21 protein-coding genes are annotated in these 18,035 nt (G+C 73.1%); 4 read left to right on the top strand and 17 right to left on the bottom strand.

What is annotated here, in order from left to right; all coding sequences use genetic code 11:
* Nucleotides 1–4 precede the first annotated feature (4 nt).
* The 7 genes from G5V58_RS00435 to pdxH all read right to left on the bottom strand — a co-directional run bounded on the left by G5V58_RS00435 (nt 5) and on the right by pdxH (nt 8,153).
* Complete coding sequence (locus G5V58_RS00435; RefSeq protein ID WP_165227787.1) at nt 5–640, bottom strand: response regulator; 636 nt, start codon at nt 638–640, stop codon at nt 5–7.
* Nucleotides 637–1,710, bottom strand: coding sequence for a sensor histidine kinase (locus G5V58_RS00430; RefSeq protein ID WP_165227785.1), 1,074 nt, complete (start codon nt 1,708–1,710; stop codon nt 637–639). The genes G5V58_RS00435 and G5V58_RS00430 overlap by 4 nt, the downstream gene beginning before the upstream one ends.
* A 4-nt stretch (nt 1,711–1,714) precedes the next feature.
* Complete coding sequence (locus G5V58_RS00425) at nt 1,715–3,619, bottom strand: ABC transporter ATP-binding protein (RefSeq protein WP_165227783.1); 1,905 nt, start codon at nt 3,617–3,619, stop codon at nt 1,715–1,717.
* Entirely contained in the window at nt 3,616–5,349 is a 1,734-nt protein-coding gene (locus G5V58_RS00420; protein WP_165227781.1) for an ABC transporter ATP-binding protein, read from the bottom strand. Before G5V58_RS00420 ends, G5V58_RS00425 begins: the two co-directional genes overlap by 4 nt.
* Entirely contained in the window at nt 5,349–5,975 is a 627-nt protein-coding gene (locus G5V58_RS00415; protein ID WP_165227779.1) for a TetR/AcrR family transcriptional regulator, read from the bottom strand. Before G5V58_RS00415 ends, G5V58_RS00420 begins: the two co-directional genes overlap by 1 nt.
* 596 nt (nt 5,976–6,571) lie before the next feature.
* Nucleotides 6,572–7,435, bottom strand: a complete 864-nt coding sequence (locus tag G5V58_RS00410) for a hypothetical protein (protein ID WP_165227777.1) — start codon at nt 7,433–7,435, stop codon at nt 6,572–6,574.
* Between the two features lie 67 nt (nt 7,436–7,502).
* Nucleotides 7,503–8,153 (bottom strand): pyridoxamine 5'-phosphate oxidase, encoded by a 651-nt coding sequence (gene pdxH / locus G5V58_RS00405; RefSeq protein WP_196240542.1) that lies wholly within the window; start codon nt 8,151–8,153, stop codon nt 7,503–7,505.
* A 29-nt stretch (nt 8,154–8,182) separates the two neighbouring features.
* On the opposite strand from pdxH, the gene G5V58_RS00400 reads away from it, so the two are divergent.
* Genes G5V58_RS00400 through G5V58_RS00390 form a run of 3 tightly spaced genes read left to right on the top strand, consistent with a single transcriptional unit; the run spans nt 8,183 to nt 10,622 of the window.
* Complete coding sequence (locus G5V58_RS00400; protein ID WP_165227773.1) at nt 8,183–9,307, top strand: citrate synthase 2; 1,125 nt, start codon at nt 8,183–8,185, stop codon at nt 9,305–9,307.
* Nucleotides 9,295–10,134, top strand: a complete 840-nt coding sequence (locus G5V58_RS00395; RefSeq protein ID WP_165227771.1) for an SDR family NAD(P)-dependent oxidoreductase — start codon at nt 9,295–9,297, stop codon at nt 10,132–10,134. The genes G5V58_RS00400 and G5V58_RS00395 overlap by 13 nt, the downstream gene beginning before the upstream one ends.
* Nucleotides 10,134–10,622 (top strand): GNAT family N-acetyltransferase, encoded by a 489-nt coding sequence (locus tag G5V58_RS00390; protein ID WP_165227769.1) that lies wholly within the window; start codon nt 10,134–10,136, stop codon nt 10,620–10,622. Before G5V58_RS00395 ends, G5V58_RS00390 begins: the two co-directional genes overlap by 1 nt.
* Before the next feature lies 1 nt (nt 10,623).
* Here the strand turns inward: G5V58_RS00390 and G5V58_RS00385 are convergent, their stop codons facing one another.
* From G5V58_RS00385 to G5V58_RS00365, 5 genes are all read right to left on the bottom strand, one after another.
* Complete coding sequence (locus tag G5V58_RS00385; protein ID WP_165227767.1) at nt 10,624–11,238, bottom strand: hypothetical protein; 615 nt, start codon at nt 11,236–11,238, stop codon at nt 10,624–10,626.
* A gap of 70 nt (nt 11,239–11,308) precedes the next feature.
* Complete coding sequence (locus tag G5V58_RS00380) at nt 11,309–11,890, bottom strand: hypothetical protein (RefSeq protein ID WP_165227765.1); 582 nt, start codon at nt 11,888–11,890, stop codon at nt 11,309–11,311.
* Between the two features lie 4 nt (nt 11,891–11,894).
* Nucleotides 11,895–12,185 (bottom strand): ribosomal L7/L12 family protein, encoded by a 291-nt coding sequence (locus tag G5V58_RS00375; RefSeq protein WP_165227763.1) that lies wholly within the window; start codon nt 12,183–12,185, stop codon nt 11,895–11,897.
* Between the two features lie 10 nt (nt 12,186–12,195).
* Nucleotides 12,196–12,753, bottom strand: coding sequence for a GNAT family N-acetyltransferase (locus G5V58_RS00370; RefSeq protein WP_230486973.1), 558 nt, complete (start codon nt 12,751–12,753; stop codon nt 12,196–12,198).
* A complete protein-coding gene (locus G5V58_RS00365) occupies nt 12,746–13,021 on the bottom strand; it encodes a hypothetical protein (protein ID WP_165227761.1) in 276 nt (91 codons plus the stop codon). The genes G5V58_RS00370 and G5V58_RS00365 overlap by 8 nt, the downstream gene beginning before the upstream one ends.
* A gap of 47 nt (nt 13,022–13,068) precedes the next feature.
* On the opposite strand from G5V58_RS00365, the gene serC reads away from it, so the two are divergent.
* Nucleotides 13,069–14,190 (top strand): phosphoserine transaminase, encoded by a 1,122-nt coding sequence (serC, locus tag G5V58_RS00360; RefSeq protein ID WP_165227759.1) that lies wholly within the window; start codon nt 13,069–13,071, stop codon nt 14,188–14,190.
* Between the two features lie 46 nt (nt 14,191–14,236).
* On the opposite strand, the gene G5V58_RS00355 is transcribed toward serC, so the two are convergent.
* Genes G5V58_RS00355 through G5V58_RS00335 form a run of 5 tightly spaced genes read right to left on the bottom strand, consistent with a single transcriptional unit; the run spans nt 14,237 to nt 17,990 of the window.
* Complete coding sequence (locus tag G5V58_RS00355) at nt 14,237–15,007, bottom strand: SDR family oxidoreductase (RefSeq protein ID WP_165227757.1); 771 nt, start codon at nt 15,005–15,007, stop codon at nt 14,237–14,239.
* A 2-nt stretch (nt 15,008–15,009) separates the two neighbouring features.
* Nucleotides 15,010–15,516 (bottom strand): macro domain-containing protein, encoded by a 507-nt coding sequence (locus tag G5V58_RS00350; RefSeq protein WP_165227755.1) that lies wholly within the window; start codon nt 15,514–15,516, stop codon nt 15,010–15,012.
* Between the two features lie 5 nt (nt 15,517–15,521).
* Nucleotides 15,522–16,214 carry a hypothetical protein gene (locus G5V58_RS00345; RefSeq protein WP_165227753.1) on the bottom strand — a complete coding sequence of 231 codons (693 nt, stop codon included), beginning with the start codon at nt 16,212–16,214 and terminating at the stop codon, nt 15,522–15,524.
* Nucleotides 16,215–16,263: 49 nt separating this feature from the next.
* Nucleotides 16,264–17,274: a DNA topoisomerase IB gene (locus G5V58_RS00340; RefSeq protein ID WP_165227751.1), complete on the bottom strand. Its 1,011-nt coding sequence runs from the start codon at nt 17,272–17,274 to the stop codon at nt 16,264–16,266.
* Nucleotides 17,275–17,309: 35 nt separating this feature from the next.
* Complete coding sequence (locus G5V58_RS00335) at nt 17,310–17,990, bottom strand: TetR/AcrR family transcriptional regulator (protein WP_165227749.1); 681 nt, start codon at nt 17,988–17,990, stop codon at nt 17,310–17,312.
* Nucleotides 17,991–18,035 lie beyond the last annotated feature (45 nt).

The raw sequence follows: 18,035 nt of genomic DNA, 5'->3' as shown, positions 1-18,035 counted from the left end.
CGGCTCAGAGGAGCCCGTGCTCGTAGGCGTAGACCACGAGCTGGACCCGGTCGCGCAGCCCGAGCTTGGCCAGGATCCGCGAGACGTGGGTCTTCACGGTGGCCTCGGACAGGTGCTCGACCGCGGCGATCTCGGCGTTCGACAGCCCGGCCGCGGCGCGCAGCAGGATCTCGCGCTCGCGGGGGGTGAGCTCGTCGTACTCGCGGCCCGGGGTGGCACGTGGCGTGCGGAACCGCTCGAGCAGCGTGCGGGTCGCGCCGGCCGCCACGACCTGGTCGCCGCCGGCCACCGCGCGGACCGCGGCCAGCAGGGTCTCCGGGCGGGCATCCTTGAGCACGAAGCCGCTCGCACCGGCCTCGATCGCGGCGACGGCCGCCTCGTCGAGGTCGAAGGTCGTCAGGACCAGGACGCGCGGCGCGTCGACGACCGCGGTGAGCCGCCGGGTCGCGGTGACGCCGTCGACGCGGGGCATGCGGACGTCCATGACCACCACGTCCGGGCGGACCTCGGCCACCAGCGCCTCGACCTCGTCGCCGTCGCCGGCCTCGCCCACGACCTCGAGGTCGGGCTGGCTGTCCAGGACCATGGCGATGCCGGCCCGGAACATGGCCTGGTCGTCGACCAGCGCGATGCGGGTCACGACACCTCCGCGCGGAGCACCCAGTCCGGTCCGTCCGGGCGGGCGGTGAGGTGGCCGCCGTCGCGCTCCACGCGCTCGCGCATTCCGACCAGCCCGCTGCCCGTGCCCGGAGCGGCCGAGCCGCTCCGCCTCCGGTTGCGCACGACCAGACGGTAGCCCTGCCGCGCGTCCTCCTCGACGTGCACCGGGTGCGACAGGTCGCCGTGCTTGAGGGCGTTGGTCAGCGCCTCGGCGAGCAGGCCGCGGTGCTCCGCGCGCGGGTCGCCGTGCTGGGTCAGGCGCAGATCCATCCCGGACGCGCGCATCCGGGTGACCAGGTCGGTGCCGGGCGCGTAGCGCAGCTCGGCCAGCAGCTCGCGCAGGTCGCCGATCGACCCGCGGGCCGTCTCCGCGATGAGGTCGAGCGCTGCGGCCGCCTTCTGCTCGCCGTCCGGCGTCCCGAGGGAGTAGCGCGCGCCGTCGGCCTGCGCGGCGACCACGGCCCACGTGTGCGCGACCAGGTCGTGCATGTCGGCGGCCATCCGGGTCCGCTCCTGCTCCAGCCCGGCCTGCACCTGCGCGGTGATGCGGGCGCGGTTCTGCCAGCGGACGAAGCCGGCCGCCCACCCGCCGCCCGCGACCAGCGCGGCCATCGCCGCCGAGCCCACCACCGCGAACGGCGTGGAGACGCCGTCGACCGCGTCCATCCCGTCGACGCCCACCGCGACCGCGAGCACCACGGCCGAGCCGGCCGCGGCCGCGAGCCCGAACCGGCGCACGCCGCGTCGCGGGTGCGCGCCGAGCATGAAGAAGACCGCGGCGTAGCCCAGGTCGGCCAGGACGTCGAGCTGGCCGGCGACGAGCTGGAGCACGCCGGTCGCGGCCGCCAGGCCGCACATCGCGCGCCACGACACCCGGCGCACGAGCAGGGCCAGCCCCATGGCCAGCGTGGCCACCACCAGCACGACCGGCTGCTGACCGGCGGGCAGCAGCGCCAGCAGCGTGAACGCTCCCGCCACGACGCCGTCGAACACCACCTGCCGCGGGCGCGGCCGACCCCGTTCGCCCCAGAGGTCGTGCGGGTCCGGCACGGGGTCAGGCTACGGCGGCCGCGAACTGCGACTGGTGGAGTCGGGCGTACGCACCGCCCGCGGCCAGCAGCTCGTCGTGTGTGCCCTGCTCGACGATCCGGCCGGCCTCCATGACCAGGATCAGGTCGGCGTCGCGGATCGTGGAGAGCCGGTGGGCGATGACGAACGACGTCCGGTCGCTGCGCAGCGCGGCCATGGCCTGCTGGAGCAGCAGCTCGGTGCGGGTGTCCACCGACGAGGTCGCCTCGTCCAGGATGAGCAGCGACGGGTCGGCCAGGAAGGCCCGCGCGATGGTGAGCAGCTGGCGCTCGCCGGCCGAGAGGTTGCCGCCGTCCTCGTCGACGAGCGTGTCGTAGCCGTCGGGCAGCGAGTGCACGAACCGGTCCACGAACGTCGCCCGCGCGGCCTCGAGCAGCTCCTCGTCGGTCGCGTCGGGGCGGCCGTAGCGGATGTTGTCGCGGATGGTGCCCTGGAAGAGCCAGGTGTCCTGCAGCACCATCCCGATCCGGCCGCGCAGCGCGGCCCGCGGCAGCTCGGTGATGTCGGTGCCGTCGAGGGTGATCCGGCCGCCGTCGAGCTCGTAGAAGCGCATCACCAGGTTGACCAGCGTGGTCTTGCCGGCGCCGGTCGGGCCGACGATGGCCACGGTCTGGCCCGGGCTCGCGACCAGGGACAGGTCCTCGATGAGCGGCTCGTCGGGCTCGTAGGCGAACGACACGTGCTCGAAGCGCACCTCGCCGCTCACGGTGGCTGAGGTGCGAGCGCCAGCGAGCCTCGAAGCCTCCGGGTCCGGGCGCTGCTCGTCGGCGTCGAGGAGCTCGAAGACGCGCTCGGCGGAGGCCACGCCGGACTGGAGCAGGTTCATCATCGAGGCCACCGCGGTGAGCGGCTGGGTGAACTGGCGGGAGTACTGGATGAAGGCCTGCACCTCGCCCAGGGTGAGCGTGCCGTGCGCGACGCGCAGGCCGCCGACCACGGCGACGACGACGTAGTTGAGGTTCCCGAGGAACATCATCACCGGCATGATCAGCCCGCTCACGAACTGCGCCTTGAACGACGCCTCGTAGAGCGCGTCGTTCTGCTCGGCGAAGTCGCGCTCGACCTGCTCGCGCCGGCCGAACACCGTGACCAGCGCGTGGCCGGAGAACGACTCCTCGATGTGGGCGTTGAGCGCGCCGGTGCGGCGCCACTGGGCGATGAACTGGCCCTGCGAGCGCTTCATGATCTTGGCCGTCACGAACATCGAGATCGGGACCGAGACCAGCGCGATGAGGGCGAGCAGCGGCGAGATCCACAGCATCATCGCGATCACGGCGACGACCGTCAGCAGCGAGGTGAGCAGCTGGCTCATCGTCTGCTGCAGCGTCTGGCTGACGTTGTCGATGTCGTTGGTGACGCGGCTCATCAGCTCGCCGCGGGGCTGCTTGTCGAAGTACTCCAGCGGCAGCGCGTTGAGCTTGTCCTCGACGTCGCCGCGCATCCGCCGCACGGTGCCCTGCACCACGTCGTTGAGCAGGTAGCCCTGGCCCCAGGCCAGGACCGACCCCACGACGTACACGCCGAGGACCTCGAGCAGGATCCGGCGCACGGCGTCGAAGTCCACCGGCCGCTGGGCCAGGAACGCACCGAAGATCTCGTCGGTGGCGTGCCCGAGCAGGCGGGGGCCGTAGGCCAGGAGGAAGACGCTGGCCACCGCGAGGGCGACGACCGCGAGCGCACGGTTGCGCTCGGGCGCCATCCGCCGCACGAGCCGCTGGGCGGACGGGCCGAAGGTCATCGCCTTCTGCCCGACCATCGCGCCACCCATCGGGCCGCGACCGGGGCCGCCCATGGGCGACTCGATGCGCTCGGTCCTCGCCATGGCCTTGCCGCCCTTGGGGGCGGGCTGCTGGGGCGCGGTGGTCGTCATGCCGCCTCCTCGGCGGTGAGCTGGGAGGTGACGATCTCCTGGTACGTCGCGTTGTCGGCGAGCAGCTCCTCGTGGGTGCCGCGACCGACGACGCGACCGTCCTCGAGGACGAGGATCAGGTCGGCGTCACGGATGGTGGAGACGCGCTGGGCCACCACGACGACGGTGGCGTCGCGGGTCTCGGGGCGCAGCGCCGCCCGCAGCCGGGCGTCGGTGCTCAGGTCGAGCGCGGAGAACGCGTCGTCGAAGAGGTAGATCTCGGGTCGGCGCACCAGCGCCCGCGCGATGGCCAGCCGCTGGCGCTGGCCGCCGCTGACGTTGGTGCCCCCCTGGACGATCGGGGCGTCCAGCCCCTCGGGCATCCGCTCCACGAAATCGCGTCCCTGGGCCACCTCGAGGGCGTGCCAGAGCTCCTCGTCGGTCGCGTCCGGCTTGCCGTGCAGCAGGTTGCTGCGCACCGTGCCGGTGAACAGGAACGCCTGCTGCGGCACCAGCCCGATCCGCGACCACAGGGACTCCGGGTCGACGTCGCGCACGTCGACGCCGTCGATCCTGACCGAGCCGGACGTGGCGTCGAAGAGCCGCGGCACCAGGTTGACGAGCGTGGACTTGCCGGCGCCGGTCGAGCCGATGATGGCCACGGTCTGACCCGGCCTCGCGCTCAGGCTCACGTCGCACAGCACCGGCTGGTCCGCCCCCGGGTAGGTGAAGCTGACGTCCTCGAGGTCGAGCCGGCCCCTGCCCTGCAGCTGGGTCACCCCACGCTCCGGCGGCACCACGCTCGGCGCGGTGTCGAGGACCTCGCCGATCCGGTCGGCGCAGACCGCCGAGCGCGGGATCTGCATGAGCATGAACGTCCCCATCATCACGCTCATGAGGATCTGCATGAGGTAGCTGAGGAACGCCGTCAGCGCCCCGACCTGCATCTGCCCGTCGTCCACCCGGTGGCCGCCGAACCAGATCACCGCGACGCTGGAGACGTTCACGACCAGCATCACCAGCGGGAACATCGACGCCATCCACCGCCCGGCCCGGACCGAGACCTCGGTCAGCCCGTCGTTGGCCTCGCCGAACCGCTCCCGCTCGTACGGCTCGCGCACGAAGGCCCGCACCACCCGGATGCCGCTGATCTGCTCACGCATGATCCGGTTCACGTCGTCGATGCGCGCCTGCACCTGCCGGAAGCTCGGGACCATCCGGCTGACCACGAGCCCGACCGAGACGAACAGCGCCGGCACCACGATCGCCAGCAGCCAGGAGAGCCCGAGGTCCTCGCGCATCGCCATCACGATGCCGCCGACCATCATGATCGGCACCTGCACCGCCAGCGAGCAGGTCAGCAGGGTCAGCATCTGCACCTGCTGCACGTCGTTGGTGTTGCGCGTGATGAGCGACGGCGCGCCGAACTGCGCGACCTCGCGACCGCTGAACGCACCGACGCGCCGGAACACCGTGGCCCGCAGGTCGCGCCCGAACGACATCGCCGTGCGCGCCGAGCACGCCACCGCCACCACGCTGCACAGGATCTGCAGCAGCGAGATGCCCAGCATCACCGCGCCCGTGCGCAGGATGAAGTCGGTGTCGCCGACCGCGACCCCACGGTCGATGATGTCGGCGTTCAGGCTCGGCAGGTAGAGCATCGCCACCGTCGCCGTGAACTGCAGGGCCACGATCGCGGCCAGCCACGGCTTGTACGGCGCCAGGCCGCTCCTGAGCAGGCGGACCAGCATCAGCTCTCACTCTCCTTGCGCAGCAGCCCGTGCAGCAGCGTGTCCACGATCTCCTCCGGGGCCAGCAGTTCGCCGTCCGCGATGAGCGGGTGGCTCCCCGCGAACGTCATCAGCCGCAGCCGGTGCACGAAGTCGCGCACCGGCACCGAGAGCAGCGCCCGGTCCTCCCCCACCACGCCCTCGAGCAGGGCGTGGACGTACTCGCGCAGCTCCACGGCCTCCGGGCTGTCGTGCGCCGAGTCCGCCGGCCGGACCATCCCGACCTTGCGCATCAGCTCGAACGTCGCCCGGAACCGCTGCTGCAGGATCGCGACCAGCGTCACGAGCCGCGCGGGCAACGGCTGCGCCAGGTCGATCTCCTGGATCCGCTCGATCAGCGCCCCCGGCTCGAACGCCCGCGTGATCGCCCGCTCGACCAGCTCGTCCTTGGAGTCCACGACCCGGAAGATGGTCCCCTCCGCCACACCGGCCGCCTCCGCGATCTGCCGCGTCGTCACCGACCGCCCGTGCTCCCGCAGCAGCGTCAGCGTCGTGTCGACGAGCCGGTCCAGCCGCTCCTCCGGCGACATGGGCTTGGCCCGCGCGCGCTCACGGCGCACCGCGCGGCGCATCTCGGTGGGTGTCACGGAGAAGAGCATAAGTGAGTGAGCACTCACTCACAAGCGGTTTCCTCAGCCAGGCCTCCTCGATCCCTGCCGGGTTCGCGCGCCGCCACAGAGATGGTCCGGCGCAGACTTCGAGCGTCTTCAACGCCGCAGATCGGGTTGCTGGCGTCCTCCCTTAGAGCTGTCAGCGCCGCGTACGCCGGGATCGGCTTCGTGACGGTTGCGTGGGGGTGAGGCGAGAACGGCCGCAGGCCCGCCATCGACCCACACTGAGGCCGAGGAGGAGCGTCCGAAGGCCGGCAGGTTCAAGACGCTGGCGTGGATGCTGGTCGCCAAGTTCAGCGGACGGCTTGTCGACAACCTGATGCACGCTGACCCGAGCCGGTGTCCGGGGAGCAGGTCGGGCAGGTCGCACTGACCCCAGCCCGCGCGCTCCCGCCATTGCGCCCGCCTGACGGCTCCGTCCCACCGTCGTGGTCTGGGGCGATCGGCACATGGGGACCCTGGGGAGGACCCGGGAGGCGCGGATCACCCGTGGGTGATCCGTGACGATCGGGTCCCTCCCCAGGGTTCCCCATGTGCCGATCGCCACGGACCACGTGCGTGGGACGGAGCCGTCAGGCGGGCGGCTCCGTGGCGGTCGCGGCGGGGACCGCGACGAGGGGCTCCTCGTCGTCCAGGCCGACCTCGTCGCCGGCGGCGAGGTGGTCGAGGAGGGCGCGCAGGCGGTGCTCGGTGCGCTCGAGGACGTCGAGGCTGACGTCGGCGGCGCCGGGGACGCCGTCGCGGTACTCGAACGGGTTGTCCAGGTCCCGGATGAGCATGACGAGGTAGACGAGCAGGTAGCTGATCAGCCCGACGAGGCAGAGGGTCGGGCCGAGGGGGCCGAGGTCGGTGAAGAGCATGACCAGCACGAGCAGGGCGGCGGTGACCTCGGCGATGAGGTAGCCGGCCGAGACGTACGACGTGCGGCGCATCGTGTCCATGCGCAGGACGAGGCGGCGGATCGAGGCCTGCTCGGACTTCAGGCGCGTGGTGAACCCGGCCTGGATGGCCGGCGCCATCACCGTGAAGGGCCCGTTGAAGGCGCGCACCTCGGACAGGACCTCGTCGAGCCCCTCGTCCTCGAGCAGCCACTGCCGGATCGCGTGGGCCACCTGGACCAACTGCTCGAGGCACGTCCGGGCCTCGGGCAGGCGGATGTCGTTGTAGGTGATGAGGCACTCGTCGGCCATGGTCTCGAGGCTGCCCGAGACCTCGCCGGGCAGCCGCTCGGCCTCCTTGAAGTCACCCGCCGTGCCGGTGAGCAGGAAGCCCAGGATGAAGACCTCGGCGCCGATGGCGCCGGCCAGCAGCGGGCTGAGCGCGAGCCCGTCGAGGTCGGTGAGATCGCTGATCAGCTTGAGCAGCACGATCCCCGCCGCGACGGGGAGCGCGGCGAGGAGCAGCCGTGGGTTCCCGCGGAACAGGTTCGTGGTCACGGACCACAGGGTAGGACGGCGCGGGCCCGGCGCCCATGGTCCACACGGGCCATGGCCCGGCGACGGATCAGGGCGCGAGCCGCTCCGTGCGCCAGCCGCCGTCGGTACGCCGGTAGACGAGCCGGTCGTGCATCCGGCCGGGCCGGCCCTGCCAGAACTCGAAGGCCTCGGGCCGCACCAGGTAGCCGCCCCACTCCTCGGGGGTCGGGACGTCGCCGCCCTCGTAGCGCTGCTCCGCCTCGTCGTACGACGCGCTCAGCTCCTCGCGACCGGCCACGACCGACGACTGGTGCGAGGCCCACGCGCCGAGCTGGGAGCCGCGGGGCCGGACCGCGAAGTACTGGTCGACCGCCGAGCGGGGCAGCAGCTCGGCGGTGCCGTCGACCCGGACCTGGCGCTCGAGCGGGTACCACGGGAACAGCAGCGCGCAGTGCGGGTTCTCCGCCAGCTCGCTGCCCTTGCGCGACGTGGTGTTGGTGTAGAAGACGAAGCCGTCCTCGGAGACGCCCTTGAGCAGCACGAACCGCGACGAGGGCACGCCGTCGGCCGTCGCGGTGGCCACGACCATCGCGTTGGGCTCGTGCAGCCCGGCCTCGTGCGCGTCGTCGTACCAGCGCCGGAACATGGCGACCGGGTCGGGCAGCAGGTCGTCCTCCACGAGCCCGCCGCGGGTGTACTCCGCGCGGGCGGCAGCCACCGAGTCGAGCGCATCCGTCACGTCCTCGACCGTACGGCACAATGCGCGACATGGCTGATGACGGTGGTGCTGAGGTAGAGGTGCACGAGGGTCTCGAGGGCGTCGTCGCCTTCCGGACCGAGATCGCCGAGCCCGACAAGGAGGGCTCCGCGCTGCGCTACCGCGGCGTGGACATCGAGGACATCGTCGGGCGGGTGCCGTTCGAGAACGTCTGGGGCCTGCTGGTCGACGGCGCCTACACGCCGGGCCTGCCGCCGGCCGAGCCGTACAACATCGCCATCCACACCGGCGACGTCCGCGCCGACGTCCAGGCCTCCGTCGCGATGCTCGCGCCGATGCTCGGCATGGGCCAGACCTACGACATCAGCGACGAGCAGGCCCGCCTCGACCTCTCCCGGGTCGCGGTCATGGTCTTGTCGTACGCCGCGCAGTCGGCCCGCGGGCTGGGCAAGCACGTCGTCCCGCAGAGCGAGGTCGACCAGGGCGGCACGCTCGCGGAGAAGTTCCTCATCCGCTGGCGCGGCGAGGCCGACCCGAGCCACGTCAGGGCCATCGACGCCTACTGGTCCTCGGCGGCCGAGCACGGCATGAACGCCTCGACCTTCACCGCCCGCGTCATCACCTCCACCGGCGCCGACGTCGCGGCGGCGTTCTCCGGCGCCATCGGCGCGATGTCCGGCCCGCTGCACGGCGGCGCGCCGTCCCGCGTGCTCGGCATGATCGAGGCGGTCGAGAAGTCCGGCGACGCCGAGGGCTACGTCAAGAAGCTCCTCGACGACGGCGAGCGCCTCATGGGCTTCGGCCACCGCGTCTACCGCGCCGAGGACCCCCGCGCCCGCGTGCTGCGCCGTACGGCGCGCGAGCTCGACGCCCCGCGCTACGAGGTCGCCGAGGCGCTCGAGAAGGCCGCCCTGGCCGAGCTCCGCACCCGCCGTCCCGACCGCGTGCTGGAGACCAACGTCGAGTTCTGGGCGGCCATCGTCCTGGACTTCGCCGAGGTGCCGGCGAACATGTTCACCTCGATGTTCACCTGCGCCCGCACCGGCGGCTGGTCCGCGCACATCCTCGAGCAGAAGAAGACCGGCCGACTGATCCGCCCGTCGGCGATCTACACCGGCCCCGGAACCCGCCCGGCCTCGGACGTCGAGGGCTGGCAGGCGGAGTGGGCGGAGTAGCCGAGCGCTTCTCGGGGCGCCACGCCGTCGTCACCGGCGCCGGCTCCGGCATCGGTGCCGCCCTCTCGCGAGCGCTGGTCGCGGCCGGCGCCCACGTGGTCTGCGCCGACCTCGACCTGGCCGCCGCCGAGCGGACCGCGGCCTCGACGACCGGCCCCGGCACCGCCCGCGCCGCCCGCCTCGACGTGACCGACGCGGCCGCCGTCCGGACCCTGCTGGAGACGGTCGAGCCGCTCGACCTGCTGTTCAACAACGCCGGCATCTCGATCGGCGGGGAGACCCAGGAGCTCACGCTCGAGCACTGGGACACGATCATCGACGTCAACATCCGCGGCGTCGTGCACGGCGTGCACGCGGCGTACCCGCGGATGGTCGCCCGGGGCTCGGGCCACATCGTCAACACCGCCTCGATGGGCGGGCTGATGGCCGCCGGCCTGCTCACGTCGTACGTCATGACCAAGCACGCGGTGGTCGGCCTCTCCCTGGCCCTGCGCTCGGAGGCGGCGGCGCACGGCGTCGGGGTGACGGCCGTCTGCCCGTCCGCCGTCGACACCCCGATCCTCGACAAGGGCGCGGTGGGGCGGTTCCACGGTCGCGACTACTTCCTCAAGGGTCAGGGCGTGCGCCATCCGCTCGACCCGGCCGTCCTGGCCGACCAGGTGCTCGAGGCGGTCGCGGACGACCGGCCGCTGCTGGTCACCCCGCGCACCGCCCGGATCGCGTGGCGGATCGGCCGGCTCTCGCCACGGTTCGTGGCCTGGTCCTCGGTCCGGTTCGTGGCCAAGCAGCGTCGCCTGCAGGCCCGGCGCGCGGCCCGCTCGGCCTGATGCGCCTCGAGCCGGTCACCGAGGAGCACCTCCCCCTGCTCGTCGAGCTGAACGCCGACCCGGAGGTGATGCGCTGGCTGCTGGGACGCCCGGCGACCCCGGAGGAGACGGCCGCCGAGTGGCGCCAGCGACTGGAGCGCCAGTCCGACCCGGCCCGCGGGCTGGGCTACTGGGCCGGCTTCGAGGACGACGCCTTCCTCGGCTGGTGGTCGGCCTCGTCCTTCGCCCACGACCCGAGCCTCGCCGGCCTCGGCTACCGCCTGGCCCGCTCGGCGTGGGGCCGGGGACTCGCCACCGAGGGTGCCCGCGCGATGGTGGCGCGCGCCTTCGCCGTGCCCGACGTGACGCGGGTGGGCGCGACGACCAGGGCCGCGAACACCGGCTCGCGTCGCGTCCTGAGCAAGGCCGGGCTGCGGCACGTGGACACCGACGACGGCGAGGTCGCCTACGTCCTCACCCGCGAGGAGTGGGCGGCCCGCGACGACTGACTCAGGCGAGCGGTCCGCCGCCCGGCACCAGGTCGACGTAGAAGCTGGTCAGGGCCTTGGCGCCGGCCTTCGAGAGCGAGAGGTGCATGTGGTCGCGGTGGCGCAGCGTCTTGGAGCACCGCCTGGTCGACCGGCAGCTGGAGGAGAGGTAGCGCTCCTTGCCGAACTGGCGGTACGCCGCGTAGTAGTGGTCGGCCCAGATGACGTACATGATCCCCATCCGCCGGGCCAGCGCGGCGGGGTTGCCGGCCGCGTCGGTGGCGAAGGCATCGGCCAGGAACTGCTGGGCCAGCTTGCGGTCGGCAGGGTCGTCGGCGTCGAGCGTCCAGTCGACCGCCCGGCCGTCCTTGTGCTCGGAGGTGCCCGAGCCGGAGCACGGCCGGTTCACCGCCCCGCCCGCGCCGCCGTACGTCGCCACCAGCCACTGCCCGAGCGCGACGGTGCCGACCTTGGGCTGCCGGGCGCAGGTGGTCTGCGGGTCGTAGGAGGCGTAGTCCTCGACCGGCAGCCCGCCGCCGTCGACGTCCGCGACGGCGGCTGGGACCACAGCGGGCACGGTGAGGCCGAGCAGGGCGGCGCACAGCGCGAGGACCGTGCCGACGAGGAGGGAGCGCACAGCCGTCGACGGTAGGAGCGCCCCGACGGGCGCAGGGCGCGAACCAGGTGAGAAATGACCGATCGGAGGATCAGCGGCGGCGTGTCGTGCTGGACAGGTACGCCCGCCCGCGCGGCGAGACCTCGTAGCCCACCGCGAACGACTCGGTCAGCCCCAGCGCCTTGAGCTTGCGCACGTCGATCTTGAACGGCGCGGTCTCGCGGCCGACCAGTTGCGCCAGGTCCGGTGCCCGGCGCTGCGGGTGCTCGCCGATGAGCTCGAGGTAGTGCAGCGTCCACGCCCCGTGCGACGAGGCCCGGTCCAGGCGCTCCAGCTTGGCGTCGAGCGCGGCCACGTCGGCGGCGCTGAGGTCGGCGTCCTGGCGCAGCGCGACGCGCGGGTCGGGGCCGGCGTAGGACAGGTGGACGCGGTACGTCGTGCCCTCGGGCGCCAGCCGCCCGCGGAGCCGGTCGGCGTCGGGCCAGCCCGCCTGCACGGCCTCGGCGTCGGTGATGGCCTCGGCCGCGACGGGCTCGACCGCGTCGACCCGCACCAGCCCGGCCGCGGTGGTGAAGACGTGGCCCGGTCGGACGTCCTGCGCGCGCCAGCGGCGGAAGGCGAGGGAGACGGTGCCGTCGGCGACGCCGCGCGCCACCTTCAACGGGAGCAGCACCGGCTCAGACCATCGCCTCGACGGTGTCCTTGGCCTCCTTGAGGCCGACCCCGGTGTGCTCGCGGTAGAGCTTGATGGCGGGGATGAGCTTGCCGCTCGCCTTGAGCTGGCGGACCTCGTCGAGCCACGCGCTGCCGGCGGCGGGCGCGGCACCGGCGGCGGCGGCCGTCGGGGCGACGCTCAGCGCCGCGAGCTGGGCCTGGAGCGAGACCACCGTCGCCTCGAGCCGGCTCACCCGGTCCCGGAGCGCGCGCAGGTCCACGTCGTCCTGCGCGGAGCCACCGAAGATGCCCATGTCGTCCTCCTCAGGTGGAGAGGCTAGCGGTCAGCGGCTTGGCGAAGCAGCGGTTGAGCGGGGCGTCCCGGTAGTGGCCGAACGGCGCGATGCGCACGTAGCCGGCCGACTCGTACAGCGCGATCGCCTCCGGCTGCGCCAGCCCGGTCTCCAGGATCATCGCCTCGGCCCCGCTGGCCGCGGCGTCGGACTCCAGGTGGGCCAGCACGCGCCGGGCCAGGCCGCGGCGCTGGGCGGCCGGGACGACGTACATCCGCTTGATCTCGGCCGTCCGGGTCGTGCCGAAGACCTCGACGTCCTCGTGCCGGCGCCAGGCGCCGGTGGCGACCGGGCCGCGCACCCCGCCGAGCGGCAGGTAGGCGACCCAGAAGCTGCCCTGCGGCGGCTCGAACATCAGCGGGTCCAGCGGCGTCTCGTCGCGCCCGCCGTAGCGCGCGACGTACTCCGCCTGGACCTCCTCGATCAGCCGCATCGCGTCGGGGTGGCCGTAGCCCACCCGCACGAGCTCGAGCCCGTCCGCCTGCTGAGCCGCCTGCTCAGCCGCCTGATCAGCCGCCTGATCAGCCAAGGTCGTGCCCGCACCGCTCGCAGACCGTCGCGTCCTCGGCGTTGCGCGCGAGGCACTCGGGGCACCACCGGCCGCGGCCGTCGTCGCGGGAGACGACCAGGCAGGCGGCGCCGAAGACCACGAGCACCACCCCGATGACCAGCCCGCGGCTCTCGCCGAACAGCCCCCAGACCGCGAACCCCACGCCGGCCAGCACGGTCAGCACCCCGCCGAGCAGCAGGACGCGCTGGAGCCCCGCCTGGTCGTGGTCAGCGCGCCCGCGGCGCATGTGGACTCCTCGGGTTCGGGGGCGACAGCGGGTGCCAGGATAGAGCCGTGACCGACGCGCCGAGGATCCCCACCGACCTGCTGCCGCGCGACGGGCGCTTCGGTGCCGGGCCGTCCAAGATCCAGCCCGGGCACCTCGACGCCCTCGCCGCCACCGGCCGCTCGCTCATGGGCACCTCGCACCGGCAGGCGCCGGTGCGCGAGCTCGTCGGCCGGGTCAAAGACGGGCTCGCCGCCTTCTTCTCGCTGCCCGACGGCTACGAGGTCGTGCTCGGCAACGGCGGCGCGACGGCGTTCTGGGACGTCGCGACGTACGGCCTGATCGAGACCAGGAGCCAGCACCTGACCTTCGGGGAGTTCTCCTCCAAGTTCGCGACCGCCGCGAAGGCCGCCCCCTGGCTGGACGAGCCCTCGGTCATCGGCTCCGAGCCCGGCACCCACCCCACCGCCGTCGCCGAGGGCGGCGTCGACGCCTACGCCTGGGCCCACAACGAGACCTCGACCGCCGTCATGGCCCCCGTCGTCCGCCCCACCGGCGCCGACGACGGCGCCCTGGTCCTCATCGACGCCACCTCCGGCGCCGGCGGCCTGCCCGTCGACCTCACCGAGTCCGACGTCTACTACTTCGCGCCGCAGAAGTCCTTCGCCTCCGACGGCGGGATCTGGCTGGCGACGTTCTCCCCCGCCGCCGTCGAGCGCGCCGAGCGCATCGCCGCCTCCGGCCGCCACGTCCCGGCGTTCTTCAGCCTCACCACCGCCCTCGAGCAGTCGCGGCTCAACCAGACCTACAACACCCCCGCCGTGGCCACGCTGTTCCTCATGGCCGAGCAGCTGGACTGGATGAACAGCAACGGCGGCCTCGACGGCATGGTCGCGCGCACCACCGAGTCCTCCTCGACGCTGTACGGCTGGGCGGAGGCCTCCGAGCACGCCTTCCCGTACGTCGCCGATCCCGCCGACCGCTCGCTGGTCATCGGCACCATCGACTTCAACGAGGGCATCGACGCCGCCCGCATCGCCGCCGTGCTGCGCGAGAACGGCATCGTCGACACCGAGCCCTACCGCAAGCTCGGCCGCAACCAGCTCCGCATCGCGATGTACCCCGCCATCGACCCCGACGACGTCGCCGCGCTCACGGCCTGCATCGACTGGGTGATCGAGCGGCTCTGACGCTCTCTGGCAGCTGCCGCGTGTGGTCGCGTCGGGCGGCCACCTCTCAGGACAGGGCCACTCCGGAAGCCTCGGCGCACAGCGCCAGCAACCCGTCCTGCAGCGCCTCGTCGTGGGCCCGCGGGTGCAGGTCACCCGGCCGCCGGTGGAACAGGTACCGCCCGCTCAGCCGCGCCTCGGCGTCGCCGCCCTCGGCCAGCCACGCCTGGGTGTCGACGCCCTCCTCGAACGAGTCCGGCGCAGCCGCGCCGCCCATCCGCGTGGCCACCCACCCGGGGCTGACGGCGTTCGTGACGACGTCCGGCCAGCGCCGGGCGACGGCGAGCGCGAGGAGCACGTCGTGCAGCTTGGAGTCGGAGTAGGCGCCGGCGCCGTTCCACCGGCGGCGGGTCCACTGGACGTCCTGCAGGCTCGGGTCGCCACCGAGGTGCATGCCGGAGCTGAGGTAGACCAGCCGGTCGGGGCGCTGCAGCAGCGCGGTGAGGACGTACGGCGCAAGCACGTTGACCGCCCAGGTGGTGAGCAGGCCGTCGGCGGTCTCGGTGCGGGTGGACGACCGGTGGCCGATCGCGACGTTGTGCACCACCGCGTCGAAGCGACCCGAGGCGTTGGCCTGCTGGGCCACGTCGACCATGGCCGAGAGGGTCGCGACATCGCCGACCAGGACGTCGGCGACGCCCGGCGCGGCGGCTCGCACGTCGTCCGCACGACGCTCGTCGCGCGCGTGCAGGACCACCTCGTGGCCCCGCTCGAGCAGCAGCCGGCCGACCCCGAGGCCCAGCCCGTCGGCCGAGCCGGTGACGAAGATGCGGGCCACGGTCAGTCCTCGCGGCCGGGGAGCGCAGCGACGACCAGGTCGTAGGTCGCCCGGTCGAAGGCCACGATCCGGGCCTCCTGCACCGCGGTGTCCGCGGCGGCGAACACCTCGAGGGGCGCGGCGATGGCGTCGTCCTTGGGCCAGCCGTAGACGCCCGCGCTGATCAGCGGGAACGCCACCGTGCGCGCACCGATCTCGTCCGCGACCGTGAGCGCCCGCCGGTAGCACGACAGCAGCAGCCCGCGGTCGGTCTGCCCGGCGTTGCGGTTCGGCCCGACCACGTGGATCACCCAGCGCGCCGGCAGGTCGCCGGCCGTGGTCCAGCCGGCGTCGCCGGTGGCCAGGCCGCGCGGGAACCGCGCGATGCAGTCCTCGAGCACGGCCGGTCCGCCGGCACGGTGGATGGCGCCGTCGACACCTCCGCCCCCGCGCATGCCGTTGTTGGCGGCGTTGACGACCGCGTCGACCTCTTGCCGGGTGATGTCGCCCTGGACCGCCGTGACCCTCACAGGGGCTATCTCAGCACCTGCGCCTCGATGAACCCTGCGCAGCCCAGCGTGGTGATGTCGTCCTGGCCACGGGCCTCGACGCGCAGGGCGTGGGCCCCGTCCGCGGTCTCGACCATCAAGTCCGCGGACAGGACGGCGTCGCTCGGCGCGTAGTCGGTCGTGGCGCCGTCCGCGACGTTGGCAGCGAACAGCGCGGTGGTTGCCGTGGTCGCCCCGCGCGCCTGGGTCACGATCGTGGCCGACCTGCGCGTCACGGCACCTGCACCGGACACCGTGGCCCCGAAGGAGACGTCGTCGTCGATCGTGGAGTTGAGGACGTGCAGCTCGCAGCTGAGCCGGAAGGTGCCCCAGCCTGGGACCGTGAGCTGCAACGGCAGGACCTCGGCCGGGCCGCTGACGCCCAGTCCGGACCGGGCGAATGACGACGCAGGCGCCCCGCCCAGGGCGTTCGCGTTGTTGGCCGAGGCCGCGGTCCCGGCGCTGGTCGCGCTCGTCGCTGTCGTTGCGGAGGCCGCACTGTTCGCCCTCGGCACGATGTCGAGCGTGGACTCCTTGATGTCCTTGCCGGTGACGGAGTCGTTCTTGATCTGCTTGCTGGTGACGCTGTTCTTCGGGATGCCGGCGGCGTACGCCGTGCCGCTGGCGGCCAGGACGAGCGCGAGAGTCGCGGCGACGCTGGCGTAGGAGGGTGTCTTCATGAGCCCACCAAAGCGGCTGCCGGCCTCCCCGGCAAGGGTTTCCTGACCGCTACTCGTACTCCTTGAGCAGCCTCAGCGTCGCCTTCTCCAGCGCCGCCTGTCGCTCGTCGCTGTTGGCGTAGGTCTTGCCGGTCGCCTTGACGATGGTCTTGCCGCGCTCGTAGGCGTCGACGACGCGCGGGTCGACGTACGACGTGCGCGCGAGGGTCGGGGTGTTGCCGAGGAAGGAGCTGACCTCCTTCATGGCGGCGGCGACCGCGCGCTTGCGCGAGGCGTTGGTCTGGGCGGGCTCGGCGGACTGGGCCAGGGCGGCGGCGGCGAGCACGGTGGCGTGCCAGGTGCGGAAGTCCTTGGCCGTGGCCTGCAGGCCGGTGGTCTCGCGGACGTAGTCGTTGACCAGGTCGGGGATCAGCGACTTCCAGGCGCGGCCGTTGCGGTAGGACAGCAGCCGGGAGTCGTCGCCGCTGCGCCGCTTGCGCATGATCTCGATGGCCTCGATGACCACCTTGTCGTCGATGCGGATCTCGTGGTCCACGCCGGACTTGCCGGTGAACTTGAAGACCAGCGCGTCCTGGAAGCGGCGCACGTGCCGGCGCTCGATGGTGGTGAGGCCGAAGCTGCCGTTCTCGTCGGCGTACACGTCGTTGCCGATGCGGAAGTAGCCGAGGTCGAGCAGGCGTACGGCGGCCGCGCACGCCCGCTCCAGCGGCATGCCCTCGAGGCCGAGGTCGACGATGACGCGCTCGCGGGCCTTGGTCATGGCCTTGCCGAACAACAGCATCCGGTCGAACTTCTCCGCGTCGCGCCGCTCGCGCCAGGCCGGGTGGTAGAGGTACTGGCGCCGGCCCTTGTCGTCGGTGCCGACGGCCTGGAGGTGGCCGTTGGCGTAGGGCGTGATCCACACGTCCTTCCACGCGGGCGGGATCACCAGGTCGCGGACCCGCTGCGCCTCGTCCTCGGGCAGCCGGGCGCCCTTGCCGTCGAGGTAGACGAACCCCTTGCCGGCGCGCCGGCGGGTCCAGCCGGGCTGGTCGGGCGAGGTACGGCGCAGGCGGGGCACGGCCGGACAGTAGCCAGATCACCGCCCGGGTGAACTCACCCCTCGGCGGAGGCGATCCGGTCCAGCCACTCGGCGAGCAGCGCCTTCTCCGTCGCCGACAGCACGGCGACGTCCCCGAGGCCTGCCCGCAGGGTCACCGCCGCGGCCGCCGGGCCGGGTTCGGAGACCGCGGGGGTGTCGGTGGTGATCGCGGCGATGGTGGCGTCGCGGACGTGGTGGGAGACCGCGGGGTCGCGCCGTTCCGGCGGCAGCGAGAGCAGCATGAGGGCGGCGCCGTTGCCGGCCGCGCCGAAGACCTGCAGCGCGAGCTCCTCAGGGAGGGCCAGCCGTCCGGCGGCGGCGATCCGAGCGAACATCGCCTCGAGGTAGGCCATCCCCTCGAGCTGCTCCGGCGCCCGCCCCTCCGGCCGCGGCTCGGTCATGAGGACGTAGAGCGCCGGGTTGGCCAGCGCGAAGGCCACGTGCAGGTCCCAGCCCCGGCGCAGGTCCGCGACCGGGTCGTCGGAGGCCGGGCGGCGCAGCTTGTCCGCGACGTACGACGCGTAGCCGGCGGCCGCGACCTCGTCCAGCAGCCCGCGCTTGTCGCCGAAGAGGCGGTAGATGGTGGGCGCCTGGACCCCCGCCCGGGCCGAGACCGCGCGGGTGGAGACCGCATCCCGGCCGCCCTCGGCCAGCAGGGCCGAGGCCGCGTCGAGGATGCGCTCGCGGGGCTCCACGTTGGCAACGCTAACAGTCCGGGGTTATCGTCGCTGTCATCATCG

The organism is Nocardioides anomalus, from assembly GCF_011046535.1.
Taxonomy (GTDB): Bacteria; Actinomycetota; Actinomycetes; order Propionibacteriales; family Nocardioidaceae; genus Nocardioides; species Nocardioides anomalus.
The sequence above is the reverse complement of the archived record's forward strand: the minus strand, read 5'-3'. Positions and strand labels throughout refer to the sequence as shown.

What these genes read in the sequence shown, in the direction of transcription:
- G5V58_RS00375 (WP_165227763.1), bottom strand. Translation starts at nt 12,185, where the DNA reads ATGGGCATCTTCGGTGGCTCCGCGCAGGACGACGTGGACCTGCGCGCG.
- G5V58_RS00390 (WP_165227769.1), top strand. Translation starts at nt 10,134, where the DNA reads ATGCGCCTCGAGCCGGTCACCGAGGAGCACCTCCCCCTGCTCGTCGAG.
- G5V58_RS00425 (WP_165227783.1), bottom strand. Translation starts at nt 3,619, where the DNA reads ATGACGACCACCGCGCCCCAGCAGCCCGCCCCCAAGGGCGGCAAGGCC.
- G5V58_RS00345 (WP_165227753.1), bottom strand. Translation starts at nt 16,214, where the DNA reads ATGAAGACACCCTCCTACGCCAGCGTCGCCGCGACTCTCGCGCTCGTC.
- G5V58_RS00365 (WP_165227761.1), bottom strand. Translation starts at nt 13,021, where the DNA reads ATGCGCCGCGGGCGCGCTGACCACGACCAGGCGGGGCTCCAGCGCGTC.
- G5V58_RS00400 (WP_165227773.1), top strand. Translation starts at nt 8,183, where the DNA reads ATGGCTGATGACGGTGGTGCTGAGGTAGAGGTGCACGAGGGTCTCGAG.
- G5V58_RS00420 (WP_165227781.1), bottom strand. Translation starts at nt 5,349, where the DNA reads ATGCTGGTCCGCCTGCTCAGGAGCGGCCTGGCGCCGTACAAGCCGTGG.